Source organism: Litchfieldia alkalitelluris, from assembly GCF_002153425.1.
Lineage (GTDB): Bacteria > Bacillota > Bacilli > Bacillales > Salisediminibacteriaceae > Evansella > Evansella alkalicola.
Genome location: NZ_KZ119600.1, coordinates 3,236,278 through 3,249,889, shown reverse-complemented (window position 1 = coordinate 3,249,889; position 13,612 = coordinate 3,236,278). Strand labels below are relative to the sequence as shown.

Genomic DNA, 13,612 nt, shown 5'->3' with positions numbered 1-13,612 from the left:
TTTTACATACCTTTTTCTATGGCTTCGAATTCAGAATGGAGACTGAAAAGAGGAAGGGGAGCAATTTGAGTCTTCATTTTTTCAGAATGGAGACTGAAATGACTCAGGGAAGCGATTTGAGTCTTCATTTTCTCAGAATGGGGACTGAAATGAGGAGGCGAAGCGATTTGAGTCTTCATTTTTTCAGAATGGGGACTGAAATAAGGCTGGGAAGCGATTTGAGTCCGCATTTTCTCAAAATGGAGACTGAAATGAGGGGGCGGATCGATTTGAGTCTTCATTTTCTCAAAATGGGGACTGAAATGAGGGGGCGAAGCGATTTGAGTCTTCATTTTTTCAGAATGGGGACTGAAATGAGGAGGCGCAGTAATTTGAGTCTTCATTTTTTCAGAATGGAGACTGAAATGACTCAGGGAAGCGATTTGAGTCTTCATTTTCTCAGAATGGGGACTGAAATGAGGAGGCGAAGCGATTTGAGTCTTCATTTTTTCAGAATGGGGACTGAAATAAGGCTGGGAAGCGATTTGAGTCCGCATTTTCTCAAAATGGAGACTGAAATGAGGGGGCGGATCGATTTGAGTCTTCATTTTCTCAAAATGGGGACTGAAATGAGGGGGCGAAGCGATTTGAGTCTTCATTTTTTCAGAATGGGGACTGAAATGAGGAGGCGCAGTAATTTGAGTCTTCATTTTTTCAGAATGGGGACTGAAATGAGGGGGCGAAGCGATTTGAGTCTTCATTTTCTCAAAATGGAGACTGAAATGAGGAAGGGAAGCGATTTGAGTCTTCATTTTCTCAAAATGGAGACTGAAATGAGGAAGGGAAGCGATTTGAGTCTTCATTTTTTCAGAATGGAGACTGAAATGAGGGTGCGGAGCAATTTGAGTCTTCATTTTCTCAAAATGGAGACTGAAATGAGGAAACGAAGCGATTTGAGTCTTCATTTTCTCAAAATGGAGACTGAAATGAGGAAACGAAGCGATTTGAGTCTTCATTTTGGTTATTTGATAGAATACGGTAAAAGTTCCGAGAGCCCGTAATCTTTATCGTTTTCCAAAGAATATGATCAGGACCCAGAACAACAAAGGCCGGGCTGTTCCGCTTTTCATTGTCTAGCTCCAGCGCCTATCGGCCCAAGAAACTTCCTTCACCTCGTCTACGATAAGTCAACATCAACTAACTCCGTTCGTTGTGTTTCCTTTATCTCACTCGGCTCAGTCCAGTTTTTTGGCCGATGACCAAGGCGCTTCCGCTTTTCTTATAACTTCTTGGTCTATTTTTAGTGAAGGCTCGTATATATAGTAGTACAAACTGTCAAGGAGGGAAATTTGATGCGTCGCTTAAATTTAAAATCAATATGGTGGCTCCCAGTTGCAGCCATAACATTAGCTGCTTGTGGTGGTACGGACCCAGTAGATGATGTTTTGGAGGAAATGGACCCACCTCAAACAGAGTATATTGAAGAAGGAGAAGAACTTGAAGGTGGTGAAGGCCTTGAAGTTCAAGGAGAGGTGGACGAAAACAACGAAGAGGAAGACATGATCAGTAGCATAACTGATGAAGAAGCGGAAGAGATAGAAGAGGAAAAGGGTGGGACTGTTACTGAATCCGCTATGACAGAATTATACTTATTAGACAGAAATGGTTATGTTGCTGCACAAACGATGAATATACCAAGAAGTTCAAATGAAGTACAAGCAGCGGTAGAGTATTTAGTCCAGGGTGGACCTGTTACTGAGATGCTACCAAACGGTTTTCAAGCAGTATTGCCACCAGGAACAGAAGTATTAGATTCAGAAGTTTCAAATGGAGTGGCTACTGTTGATCTATCTGAACATTTTGCAGAGTACCATCCAGATCAAGAGTTACAAGTACTTCAAGCATTAACTTGGACATTAACTCAGTTAGATGATGTGGACCGAGTGATGTTAAGAATGAATGGAGAAGAATTAACTGAAATGCCTCAAAATGGAACGCCAATTTCTTCTGGTTATACTAGGGGGCATGGAATTAACTTAGAGACTGATAATGTTTCTGACCTAGTTGATACGAAGCCAGTAGTAGTCTATTTCTTATCACAAACAGATGACCTGCAAACGTATTATGTACCTGTTACGCGAAGAGTTCCAAACAACATGGATTCCTACGAAGCAGTAGTCAATGAATTATTAGAAGGCCCTGCTCTCATGTCTGGACTTCTTAATGATTTCAGTAGGGAAGTAGAGTTGTTAGATAACCCACAACTTGCAAGTAATGGTACATTAACTTTAAACTTTAATGAAGCTTTGAGAAGCCAATTAGAAGGTACTGCCGTATCACAAGATGTATTGAATATGCTCGTATTATCGTTAACTGAGCAACCGGATGTACGAGATGTAGCAATACAAGTAGAATCTGATGATACGATTATGGTGAGTACTGGAGAAACGATAACTGAACCAGTTTCAAGACCTACAAATGTAAATACTGGAGAATATTAATTAACAATCATTTGAAATTGAAGAAAGAAACTAATATTATTAAGGGGGTAGCAGTTGAGCTACCTCTTTTTTGTAGGCTTTGTTAAAGGATAATGTTGATATTTACACTTTTGGTTTTTTAGGAAATGTAAGAGACTCCTGCGGGATTTAAGGCGGGGATAAAGTTTAACAAGCATTTTTGTAATGAAATATTTGTGAAAAAACTTTATATTCCTTAGCTATAATGTGAAACTTATTATAGGAGTGAAAAATGTTAACCAATATAAGAGGAGTGGATTCCATGCGTCATGACAATAGAGCAGTAAATGAAATGAGAAAAGTAGAACTTCAAACTGACTACATAAAACATCCTGAAGGGTCCGTATTAATTTCTTTTGGTGATACAAAAGTGATTTGCTCTGCAAGTATTGAGGACAGGGTTCCACCATTTATGAGGGGACAAGGCAAGGGGTGGATTACGGCTGAATATGCCATGCTACCAAGAGCGACAGATCAAAGGAACATTCGAGAATCATCAAAAGGGAAGCTTTCTGGTAGGACGATGGAAATTCAAAGGCTTATTGGCAGAGCCTTAAGGTCAGTTGTAAATTTAGATCTCATTGGCGAACGAACAGTATGGATTGATTGTGATGTCATTCAAGCAGATGGCGGTACGAGAACAGCATCTGTAACTGGGGCTTTTGTTGCAATGGCAATTGCATTTAATAAATTGGTGGAGCAAAAATCAATATCAAAATATCCCATTAAACAGTATTTAGCTGCTGTCTCTGTTGGAGTAGATGAAAAATCAGGCCCGATTCTCGATTTGGATTATGTGGAAGATTCAAAAGCAAAAGTGGATATGAATGTTGTCATGACTGGTAATGGAGAATTTGTAGAGCTTCAAGGGACAGGTGAAGAGGCGACTTTTTCGTATCCTCAATTAAATGAAATGTTGCAGCTAGCTGAAAAGGGTATTAGTGATCTTTTTGCTATTCAAAAGGAGGCAATGGGATCATTTGCAGAAAATATGCCAACACCTAGTATTACTCCGGAAAATAGTTCACTTGGTGACAAAAAATGAAAGTGAATCAAGTTTTCATTGCAACTAAAAATACGGGAAAAGTAGATGAGTTTGCTGCTTTCTTTTCAGAGAAAGGTATTCAAGTAAAGTCTTTGTTGGACATCGAGAATCCGATTGATGTAGTGGAAGACGGAAGTACCTTTGAGGCAAATGCCATTAAAAAAGCTGAAACTGTAGGTAAGCATATAGGAGAGGTAGTCATCGCAGATGATTCTGGCTTGGAAGTTGATGCTCTCAATGGTGCTCCAGGTATCTATTCTGCAAGGTTTGCAGGAGAAGACAAAAGTGATGAGGCAAATAATAAAAAATTATTAAATGAACTGAAAGATATTCCGCAAGAAAATATAACTGCTAGATTTGTATGTGTTTTAGCTATATACATACCAGGTGAGACTACGAAAACAATAAGGGGCACTTGTGAAGGGCTTATTGCTGATGAAATAAGAGGCGAACAAGGCTTTGGATACGATCCTCTTTTTTATCTGCCTTCGTTGCATAAAACAATGGCCCAGCTGACGAGAGGGGAAAAAAATAAAATCAGTCATCGAGCCAATGCTCTAATGGAATTGGCAAAAGCATGGGATAGCATGGTTTGAAGTTGATAAAATAAGTCAATATATATGTGGGAGGGATGGAGGTTGCGAGCTTTAATTTTAAGTGATAGTCATGGTTGGACAAAGGAAGTCCAACAAGTAGTGCAGCGCCATCAGAAAGAAGTGGATGTTATCTTTCATTGTGGAGATTCTGAATTAAGAGAGACTGCTCCTGAACTAGAGAATGTTATTTCAGTAAAAGGAAATTGCGATTTTGGCGACTTCCCTGAAGAAATGACGAAAGAGGTGAAAGGAACGCGTTTTTTTGTTGGTCACGGACATCTTCTTAATGTTAAAATGACTGAAATCAACTTAATTTATAAAGGGGAAGAAGTCCAGGCAGATGTCGTTTGCTTTGGACATACTCACGTTCCTGTTGCAATGAAGGAGAAAGGCATTGTCATATTAAACCCTGGAAGCATGAGACTACCTAGAGAGGTTAATGTAGGTACATACGTCATCCTTGAAGATGACAGTGAAAAAACAGATGTGACTTTCTATTCGATAGATGGCAAACCAGTAGAAACTTTAAATAAAACTTTTTTTAAATAGATGTTGACATTGATGTGGGGATTGTATTATATTAGTATATGTCGCTGATGACAATCTCCACAAAAAAGAATACAAAGTTAAGATTTAATGCGGGTGTAGTTAAGTGGTAAAACCTCAGCCACGAGCATAACTTCTCAGAATACACTACGAGTTGTCTCGACGGATAAACGTCAGAGCAATAGCTAGCAGAGGAAGAGACATGATCAAGGCGAGTGGATGAAAACAGAACCAAAGTAGTAACAAGAAATTAAAGTTAAGATATTAAGCGGGTGTAGTTTAGTGGTAAAACCTCAGCCTTCCAAGCTGATGATGTGAGTTCGATTCTCATCACCCGCTCCAATAAGTCCCAGTAGCTCAGCTGGATAGAGCAACGGCCTTCTAAGCCGTCGGTCGGGAGTTCGAATCTCTCCTGGGACGCCATTTTTTCTTTGGAAAACTTAATAACCACAATGGTTTGACGAGATTATGGATAACTAAAGGTATTCGAACTTACATAAAATATTCCTAAAAAATTGTCAGTGTAAATCAACTTCCCATATTAGAAGCGGGAGGTTTTTTTTATGACTAAAAGTTAATAATTAAACTGCAATTGAATGACTATAGGAGAGGTCACTGAAAGACTTCGGTGATATTACTACTATGGTGTAGGCAGATGTGACTTCAGTCTCATTGCTCCTAAAGATGTTTCAAGCTGGACCTTGGATAGTCTACTGTGTAGTCACTGGTATGAACATATGGGACATCTTTATATAAAATGGAAAAACATGGTTACTAAGTTGTTGGGATTTTGGTAAAATTAACTTAGGTAAAATGTACGTTCCATAAAACATGGGGAGCTGGTATTAATGGAGGGGAAGTTATATTTTTTAAATTATGTTGAGCTTGGTAGACCTATTGACGAGAATTATGTTGCTGAAATTGATGATGTACCGAACAGCAGAAAATCTTTTGGGGACAAAGCAGATGCACTTTTATATCTGAATGACAATGGCGTTAAAACTTACAAATATCTTACTAAGGAAGCCAGTGAATACAAAAGCCTAAAAAATTTATTAGATTTTGAATTTTGGAGAATTAAACACAGAGTTGGTTATGTATCATATCATTATGAGTTCTATGAGGGGCAGAACGGAGAAGTCAAGAAACGTAGAGCTTATGTGTTCCGCTTCGTTGGCTTTGGGCGTAGTTGTTTTGCTGAAACAAAAGAAGAGTTGACGGAAATAGTCTTAGAAATTATTGCAGAACATTTAGCAGACCCGAGAGAAAGAGGCCTTAATACATTCCCATATTTCACAAAGTATTATCGAAAGGAGCATGTGCTATGAGAAGTTTTGTGGCTTTTGATTTTGAAACTGCTAATTCTCAACGCTTTAGTATATGTTCTGTTGGTATGATTTTTGTTGAAGATGGCACCATTAAAGATAAGGTTTATCAGCTAATCAACCCAGAAACGATATTCGATTCACTTAATACTACAATTCATGGAATCACTGAAAGAGACGTAGCAAACGCACCAACTTTTAATACATTTTATAATGACATCAAAAGCGAACTAAACAATAAGTTGATGGTTGCTCATTACCTTCCATTTGATGGCTATGCCTTACAGGATAACATAGCTAGATATAGGATTGAACCAGTTCCTAAAAAGCTTTTATGTTCCTATCAATTGTCTAAGATATTGCTTCCTGGATTACCGTCATATACATTAAAGACTTTATGCCATAGATATAACATTGAATTGAAAAAACATCATAACGCTTTAGATGATTCAAAAGCATGTGCTGAGTTATTCTTAGCCCTCTTGAATGAATTCCAAATACCTGATGAAATGGCTCTTTTTGAGAAAACAAATATAAAACCCGGCAAATTATCACTTGGTACTTTTAAAACATCAAAAGTTAAACGGAGATTTTCATTTGAAAAAATAGATTTAAAGAGTATTGAAGTTAACAAAGAGGCAGAGAGTGACAACCCTTTTTATGGGAGAAAGGTTGTATTTACAGGAAAGCTGAATTTTTATTCTAGAAAACATGCAGCTGAATTTGTAGCTAATAAAGGAGCTTTCCCACAAAATGGAATAAATAAAGAAACAGATATAATCGTTTTAGGGGACTTTGATAATGTTATGATTAAAGGAAATAAATCGACAAAACTAAAAAAAGCAGAGAAGATGATTGAAGATGGGCATCAAATAGAGATTATTAGCGAAGAAGAGTTTTTAATAATGGTAAAGTAAATAAAAACAGACTGGGACATATCCAAAGTGTTTAACGTAATTTGCGAACAATAATAACTTTTGCGGAGGAAATATACGTAGACTCCTGCGGGATTAAAGGCAAGGGTGAGACCCCACAGTGCGCAGCACGAGGAGGCTCACCAGCCGCCCGCGGAAAGCGAAGTATATTTCCGTAGCGAATGTTCGTATAATTTCATATGTTAAAACACTTTTGTCCCAGCCTCTTCTTACCTACAAAATAACCGTCTATGTTATTCAAACTGGATTTGATATTTTTCGGGTACGAATATTGGCTCTTTTCTATTTAACAGGTGGAGGACTAGTTGTGAAACTAGGGCCCCTGGACCGAGAGCTTGTCCAACGCTAATTGTTGGTATCGTTTTGTTCTCTAGCCACTCTGTTATTTTTTCCTCCGTTACATAGGCAGGCAAGTAATTAGTATAGCTTGACGCAGGAAAAGTCATTCCCTTGAGAGCATCAATTTCAATATCTTCAGGTATGCCTATATATTCTTCGAGAGTCATTCCATCTGGTCGAAAAGTCAGAACGGATGTCCCAAAGCCTAACGCGACTGCAGTGATGACATTTAACTCAGCTTTTCTAGCAGCTCGATGTAAAGCAACTGATTCTGGAAAGCTGAAATAATCGATGGCATCAATCACGTAATCGGCTCCTGAAACAAACTCAGCTACATTTGCCTCATTAACACCGGTTGAATAAACCTCTACCTCTAATTCTGGATTGATAGAAAATAGATGGTACTTTAAAGCATCTGTTTTCAACATACCAACCGTTTCATAGGTTGCAGCGCATTGCCTGTTGATATTAGAAACATCAAAGGTATCAGGATCAGCCAACTTAATTTTTTCAACACCTATACGCACTAAAAGTTCCGCGGAAAAACCACCGATACAGCCGCACCCAGCTATTGATATTGTTGACTGGTTCAACTGTTTTATCTCTTCCTCCGTCATAATCCCTAAGTTTCTAGAAAACTGTTCTTTCATTATTTGCTTAATACCTCCATTTCTCGATAAGACGTTTTCAAAAATAACTCATGAATCTTCGGCCGACGCTCTTTCATCTGAATCATTGCATTTTCTAGATCCACCACACATGGAACAGACACGGATCCCATATATACTCTTCGATTACCGATTTCTTTAAATATTTCGCTGAAAACTCGATTTAAATACCGATAAACTCGTTCGTCAATATTCGCAAACCAGTGTGTAATTCCATGTTGGTAAGAATATTGATAAATAGAAGCAAGTAAAAAGACACCTACGTCGTGGTTTTTCATCTTTGTAAAAGCACTCATTTCAGCGTAACTGCCAGGCTCTAGCATGATCAGTTTAGTATAGTCCTTGTTATAGATATTAAAGTTTGTAAAAGTTGGTAATTTTTCGACTGGCAGAAATATTAATCGGGTCACTCCCACTACTTGGTTTCTGGTCATTTCCTGTGCAACGAAATAAACAGAATCGTTTTCATAAGGATCCTCCTCATCGTCTTTTAGAAATCCGACATCTTGGTAACGTGCTCTGTGTAGTGCAACAGCTTCTTTCCTCACCTGATTAGAGGCAATACCAAACTGGTACTGGTATTGAAAGTTTGATTTTTTCACAACGCTCACTCCTTAACGTGCAAATTTATGTGAAACTCATATTCCACACATTTACTAGCGTTAAGAAGAGAAAACTAAATTAACATGTAAATCCATTCCATAAATATTTTTTCCAAAATAACGTTTTATCGGGAAATATTACATAGAAATCTATTCGCTATATTAGTGGCGCACTTTAATTTATTATATTAAAATAATCAACCTAGATGAGTTATTACAGCAGGAGATGAATCTGACAACATGATTGAATATCAACAGCAATTATATAACCACTATTATCACAAGCATCGTAATAAAGTAACGAACCATATATTTTGGATTTGCACAATCTTCTTAATAATCAGCTGTACATGGAATACTATTTTCCTTTTATTTGATCTACCTTACTCTCGTGCAGATGTGGCACCTTTTCTTGCATGTTTAGGATTATTACTTGTTTACAAATCAGTTTCACGGAAAGTTAAGCTTCGATCGGAATGGAAACAGGCCTTCATGCTATTTTTCTGCGGCCTCCTTTTTATCGTAGCTTACTTTTCGTCGGGATTCTCTGAGTCATGGAGTTTCATTTTGCTTATGCCGTTAATTGCTGGAATTTATGGTGAGCGTAAAATACTGATTTTTTACTCGATTATAGGTCTTATTGTGTTAAGTACTTTAAGCATTAACTATCCAACGGACATCCTCCGTATTGATAGTATAGATATCTCTAACCGAATTCTTGTCTATACGATCCTAGCTGCTTTAAGCTATACTGTTTTGAAAACTGTGCAAAGACTCTACTCAGGTCAAGTTACACTCGTTATTGAGATGATGGAGAAAACAGTGGAAGATGTGGTGAATAGTTTTGTGACGTCTGTGGAAGCAAAGGATCAATATACCTTTGGACATAGTAAGCGTGTTAGTGAATATGCTGTGGCGCTGGCTAAGTTATTACCTGATTATGGCGTTGAGGATTTGAAGCGAATCAGGTGGAGTTGCTTAGTTCATGATATTGGGAAAATTAATGTTCCTGAAACTATTCTTCAAAAAACTGGAGAATTGACAAAGGAAGAGTTTGATATCATTAAAACGCATCCGGTCGTTGGTGCTAAGATGGTAGGGAAAATCGATGGACTTCAGTATTTAAAAAATGGAGTTCTTTATCATCATGAACGGTGGGATGGAAAGGGTTATCCTGCAAAAATAAAGGGGGAAGAAATCCCATTGGATGCCCGAGTAATAGCAGTTGCTGATGCCTTTGATGCCATGACATCGACAAGGTCTTATAGGTCGGAGTTATCACTTGAGGAAGCTTTCCAACGGATAAACTCTGGGAGTGGATCGCAGTTTGACCCTGAGTTGGTTGACCTCCTCAATAGAGAGGCGAAGGAAGATTTCATAAGAATTAATAAAGAGATGAACGATGAAATATCCGAGTTTGAAACACTTACAGATTTATTATAGGGGTACCGTGAATGTAGACCCTAAGTAATTAAATTGGGTGGAGACTACTTGTTTTCACGCAACGTACAAGTGCGACACATGCTCATTCTTCGTAGTGTCTTCTTTACCGTGGAGGATTGGTGAGACTCCCGCTTAGCATCTGCGGGGTCTCACTCCTGGTCCTTCAATCATTGGACATTCCCATAATCTTCATTATTATAGTCTCTACATTGTTTTTCTAGAAAGTGCTTTAATTCTTTCAGTTCGTGCAAATCTGTATTATCCCCTTTTAGATAGTAAACCTTCCACCCTTGAAGCTTAAGATACCACTTCATGATAACAAAATTAAATTGACTCGTTTTGTTAGTTATAATGGCTGTGCGAAATGGAATCAAAGCCATCGAAAGTTTGACTAACCCTGAGTTTACACTACAGCTTACATAATAACCTTGAGAGGTAATAAAATCATATAAGTACCTTTCATTTGGTTTTAGTAGATCTCTTTCAGATTTTTTCACTGCTGTTAAATTTGGTTGCGGTTTCAGGTTATTTATTATAGGGATATAGAGAATAATAGCTACTATTAATACTAATGTGATTGCCTGGAGCATGAAATTACCCTCTTTCTATGATGTATTGCCTTGTTTTGTGTTACATATTATTAACAATAAATTGATTGATGAAACAAGGAATCCAAAATTAACTATATTATGAACATAATGGCGTTGACTTTGTTTCCTTTATTAGTTTTTTCTATTTGTTTTTCAAACAGCGAATTGATAAACTGAAGGGTAGTAAAAGATATGGATAAGGAGGTGGATAGGTGAACATGGGGAAGCAGACAGAAGGACATGAAGATAATATCGTACTATTCCCTGGGCTTGTAGATCGGTTAGTTGAAAAAGGAATGAGTGCTTTAAAAGAAAAAAAGTATTATGAGGCATTGAATTACTTTCAACAGTCAATTGAATTAGAGCATACACAATCACAGGCAAGGTATGGATTAGTCATTACAAACATAGAATTAAACCGCTTAGAAGAGGCAAAGAAACATTGTGAGTCTATGCTGCATGAAGGTGTAGGACAATACTATGAAGTTTTGCAAGTATATGTATCTTTGCTTGTCCAATTAGGGAATTATTCAGAAGTGGAAACTATATTGGAAAGCGTCATTTCTGAAGAAAAGCTTCCTCCGAAGATGGCAGAATCGTTTTACCAGTTGTTGGAATTTTCAAGACAAATGACAGACTCCTCTTCAGAAATAGAGACATTAATGGAAGAAGAACCTGAATTTAATAGCCTTACTAACAAAGAGGAATGGATTCGTTTATTAGAGCAAGGGAAACCTGAACAGCAATGGGGAGCTATTCAGAAATTAAAACAAGTAAAAACGGAAGAAGTAAAGAAAACATATGAAGAATTTTTAAAAGGGAAGAATAATAATCCAGTCCTAAAAAGCTACCTTTTACAAATTTTAATGGAATTAGATGTAAAAGGGACGTTTGAAGTTTATAAATTTGGTGAAACCTTTAAAGTACATATAGAAAATTTAGAAGATGTGTTTCACGAAAAGTTTGGTTCAAGAGTCATCCAAGTACTGGAAGGGGAATTAGGGCAGGAAAGCCCATCTCTGTTTGAAATGGTACAGCAAGTTTGGTGGCACTACTTGTTTGCCCTTTATCCTAAATCTCCGGAGCCATTAGATGCTTCTGTTTGGGCTGCTGCGTTACATATTACAGGTGTTTCATTAATGAATGGTGAGGAGGAAGCAGGAAAAATTGCAAAAAGATACTCTGCTGATGAAGCGGAGGTAATGAAAGCTGTAAAACATATGAAGGGGATTGAATCCCAATTATATATGATACAAAATCATCATACATAATGCATTGATAGAAATAATTGAAATGATGTCGACGTGTGTTATAATATAAGGGTTGTATATTCATAGAACATAAAAGTATTATTTTTTAAGTGTTGGAGGGAAAGTATACATGAGTGCAAATTGGGAAAAATTAGAAGGTAACTCCGGCGTATTAACTGTCGAAGTTGACAGTGAGCGCGTGGATAATGCATTAGATCAAGCTTTTAAGAAGGTTGTAAAGAAGGTGAATGTTCCTGGATTTAGAAAAGGGAAGATTCCTCGTCCAATCTTTGAACAAAAATTCGGTGTAGAGTCATTATATCAAGATGCATTAGATATTTTACTGCCTGAGGCTTACTCAGAAGCAGTAGAAGAGGCTGGAATAGAGCCAGTTGACCGTCCAGATATTGATATTGATCAAATGGAAAAAGGTCAAAACTTAATTTTTAAAGCAACTGTAACGGTAAAACCTGAAGTAAAGCTTGGAGACTACAAAGGTCTTGAGGTGGAAGAAGCAGACACAACAGTATATGATGAAGATGTTGATGCTGAATTAAAACAATTACAAGAACGTCATGCGGAGCTTGTGGCAGTGGAAGATGGACAAGTTGAAACAGGCGATACAGTTGTAATGGACTTCGAAGGTTTTGTTAATGGTGAAGCTTTTGAAGGCGGAACAGCTGAAAACTATTCTCTTGAAATCGGGTCTGGCCAGTTTATTCCAGGATTTGAAGATCAGCTTGTTGGTGTAAAAGCAGGGGAAGATGTTGAAGTGAATGTAGAATTCCCTGAAGAATATCATTCAGAAGACTTAGCTGGTAAGCCTGCTGTATTTAAAGTGAAAGTACACGATATCAAGCGCAAAAATCTTCCAGAGTTAGATGATGAGTTTGCGAAGGATGCAAATGAAAATGTAGAAACTTTTGAAGAACTTAAAAAGGATATTCGTGAAAAAATTCAAACAGGTAAAGACCAAGAGGCAGATGCAAATAAGCGTGAAACTCTTGTCGAAAAAGCAGCTGAAAATGCAGAAATCGACATTCCAGAAGCGATGGTTGAGTCTGAAACAGATCGTATGCTTCAAGAATTCGGTCAACGACTACAAGGGCAAGGCATGTCTTTAGATATGTATTACCAATTTGCACAGACAGATGAAGAAGGTATGAAAGCTCAGTTCCACGAAGATGCTGAAAAGCGTGTACGTATCAATCTTACTTTAGAAGCTATTGCAGAAACAGAGAATCTAGAAGTTTCTGATGAAGAAGTTGATAAAGAAATTGAGGAAATGGCTACAACATACCAGCGTTCAGCTGATGAAATAAAACAAATTCTTGCAATGCAAGGTGGCGTAGATACGTTAAAGAAAGACTTAAAAGTTCGTAAAGCCATGGATTTGTTAGTAGAAGAAGCTAAGATCGCAGAATAATCATTAATTAAAAAAGAAAGGCAAGGCATGAAGACTTTCGTGCCTTGCCTTATACATACTTAATAAAATTTTGCTGAATGATGACGAAAAGTATTTTTACATAAAAGTGGGATTTAAGAACATGATGTAGTATGGTTATAAAAAGCAATAATCTCTTATACCATACAGTAAATGTGCAAATCTCCACACGGATTTTTTTCAATGCATACTGTTTGACAGAGTTTAAATGATAGTTTATTCTGATGAAACATCAATTGAACAATGGCAAATTTAGTACAGCTACTTAATTAAGCGTTTCGATTTAATGTATTACAGGAAACTATGATACAATTCAAAGTGAGATATACTC

Annotated in this window: 13 protein-coding genes and 2 tRNA genes; 11 read left to right on the top strand and 4 right to left on the bottom strand. The window is 37.4% G+C overall.

Annotation, left to right across the window (positions count from 1 at the left end):
• Positions 1 to 2: 2 nt before the first annotated feature.
• Positions 3 to 995 carry a hypothetical protein gene (locus BW724_RS15730; protein WP_140354983.1) on the bottom strand — a complete coding sequence of 331 codons (993 nt, stop codon included), beginning with the start codon at positions 993 to 995 and terminating at the stop codon, positions 3 to 5.
• 336 nt (positions 996 to 1,331) lie between these two features.
• Here BW724_RS15730 and BW724_RS15720 point away from each other — a divergent pair, with 336 nt between their 5' ends.
• The 8 genes from BW724_RS15720 (at position 1,332) to BW724_RS15685 (ending at position 6,927) form a co-directional block, all read left to right on the top strand.
• A complete protein-coding gene (locus tag BW724_RS15720; RefSeq protein ID WP_088076130.1) occupies positions 1,332 to 2,480 on the top strand; it encodes a GerMN domain-containing protein in 1,149 nt (382 codons plus the stop codon).
• Between the two features lie 280 nt (positions 2,481 to 2,760).
• Positions 2,761 to 3,543 (top strand): ribonuclease PH, encoded by a 783-nt coding sequence (gene rph / locus BW724_RS15715; RefSeq protein WP_088076129.1) that lies wholly within the window; start codon positions 2,761 to 2,763, stop codon positions 3,541 to 3,543.
• A gap of 2 nt (positions 3,544 to 3,545) precedes the next feature.
• Positions 3,546 to 4,139: an XTP/dITP diphosphatase gene (locus BW724_RS15710; RefSeq protein WP_088077965.1), complete on the top strand. Its 594-nt coding sequence runs from the start codon at positions 3,546 to 3,548 to the stop codon at positions 4,137 to 4,139.
• A gap of 42 nt (positions 4,140 to 4,181) precedes the next feature.
• Positions 4,182 to 4,688: a metallophosphoesterase family protein gene (locus BW724_RS15705; RefSeq protein WP_088076128.1), complete on the top strand. Its 507-nt coding sequence runs from the start codon at positions 4,182 to 4,184 to the stop codon at positions 4,686 to 4,688.
• A 265-nt stretch (positions 4,689 to 4,953) separates the two neighbouring features.
• Positions 4,954 to 5,027, top strand: a tRNA-Gly gene (locus BW724_RS15700).
• A gap of 4 nt (positions 5,028 to 5,031) precedes the next feature.
• Positions 5,032 to 5,108: transfer RNA gene (locus BW724_RS15695), tRNA-Arg, on the top strand.
• Positions 5,109 to 5,533: 425 nt separating this feature from the next.
• Positions 5,534 to 6,013: a hypothetical protein gene (locus BW724_RS15690; RefSeq protein ID WP_088076127.1), complete on the top strand. Its 480-nt coding sequence runs from the start codon at positions 5,534 to 5,536 to the stop codon at positions 6,011 to 6,013.
• Positions 6,010 to 6,927, top strand: coding sequence for an exonuclease domain-containing protein (locus BW724_RS15685; RefSeq protein WP_088076126.1), 918 nt, complete (start codon positions 6,010 to 6,012; stop codon positions 6,925 to 6,927). Before BW724_RS15690 ends, BW724_RS15685 begins: the two co-directional genes overlap by 4 nt.
• Positions 6,928 to 7,178: 251 nt before the next feature.
• On the opposite strand, the gene BW724_RS15680 is transcribed toward BW724_RS15685, so the two are convergent.
• Both BW724_RS15680 and BW724_RS15675 read right to left on the bottom strand, forming a co-directional pair.
• Positions 7,179 to 7,934 carry a ThiF family adenylyltransferase gene (locus BW724_RS15680; protein WP_235848990.1) on the bottom strand — a complete coding sequence of 252 codons (756 nt, stop codon included), beginning with the start codon at positions 7,932 to 7,934 and terminating at the stop codon, positions 7,179 to 7,181.
• Positions 7,934 to 8,554, bottom strand: a complete 621-nt coding sequence (locus tag BW724_RS15675; protein ID WP_088076124.1) for an N-acyl amino acid synthase FeeM domain-containing protein — start codon at positions 8,552 to 8,554, stop codon at positions 7,934 to 7,936. Before BW724_RS15675 ends, BW724_RS15680 begins: the two co-directional genes overlap by 1 nt.
• Before the next feature lie 240 nt (positions 8,555 to 8,794).
• Between BW724_RS15675 and BW724_RS15670 the strand changes: the two genes are divergently transcribed.
• Positions 8,795 to 9,997, top strand: a complete 1,203-nt coding sequence (locus BW724_RS15670) for an HD-GYP domain-containing protein (protein WP_088076123.1) — start codon at positions 8,795 to 8,797, stop codon at positions 9,995 to 9,997.
• A gap of 167 nt (positions 9,998 to 10,164) precedes the next feature.
• On the opposite strand, the gene BW724_RS15665 is transcribed toward BW724_RS15670, so the two are convergent.
• A complete protein-coding gene (locus BW724_RS15665) occupies positions 10,165 to 10,587 on the bottom strand; it encodes a hypothetical protein (protein ID WP_088076122.1) in 423 nt (140 codons plus the stop codon).
• Positions 10,588 to 10,805: 218 nt separating this feature from the next.
• Here BW724_RS15665 and BW724_RS15660 point away from each other — a divergent pair, with 218 nt between their 5' ends.
• Both BW724_RS15660 and tig read left to right on the top strand, forming a co-directional pair.
• Positions 10,806 to 11,858: a tetratricopeptide repeat protein gene (locus BW724_RS15660; protein WP_235849085.1), complete on the top strand. Its 1,053-nt coding sequence runs from the start codon at positions 10,806 to 10,808 to the stop codon at positions 11,856 to 11,858.
• Positions 11,859 to 11,967: 109 nt separating this feature from the next.
• Positions 11,968 to 13,263: a trigger factor gene (gene tig / locus BW724_RS15655; protein WP_088076120.1), complete on the top strand. Its 1,296-nt coding sequence runs from the start codon at positions 11,968 to 11,970 to the stop codon at positions 13,261 to 13,263.
• The last annotated feature ends 349 nt before the right edge of the window (positions 13,264 to 13,612 follow it).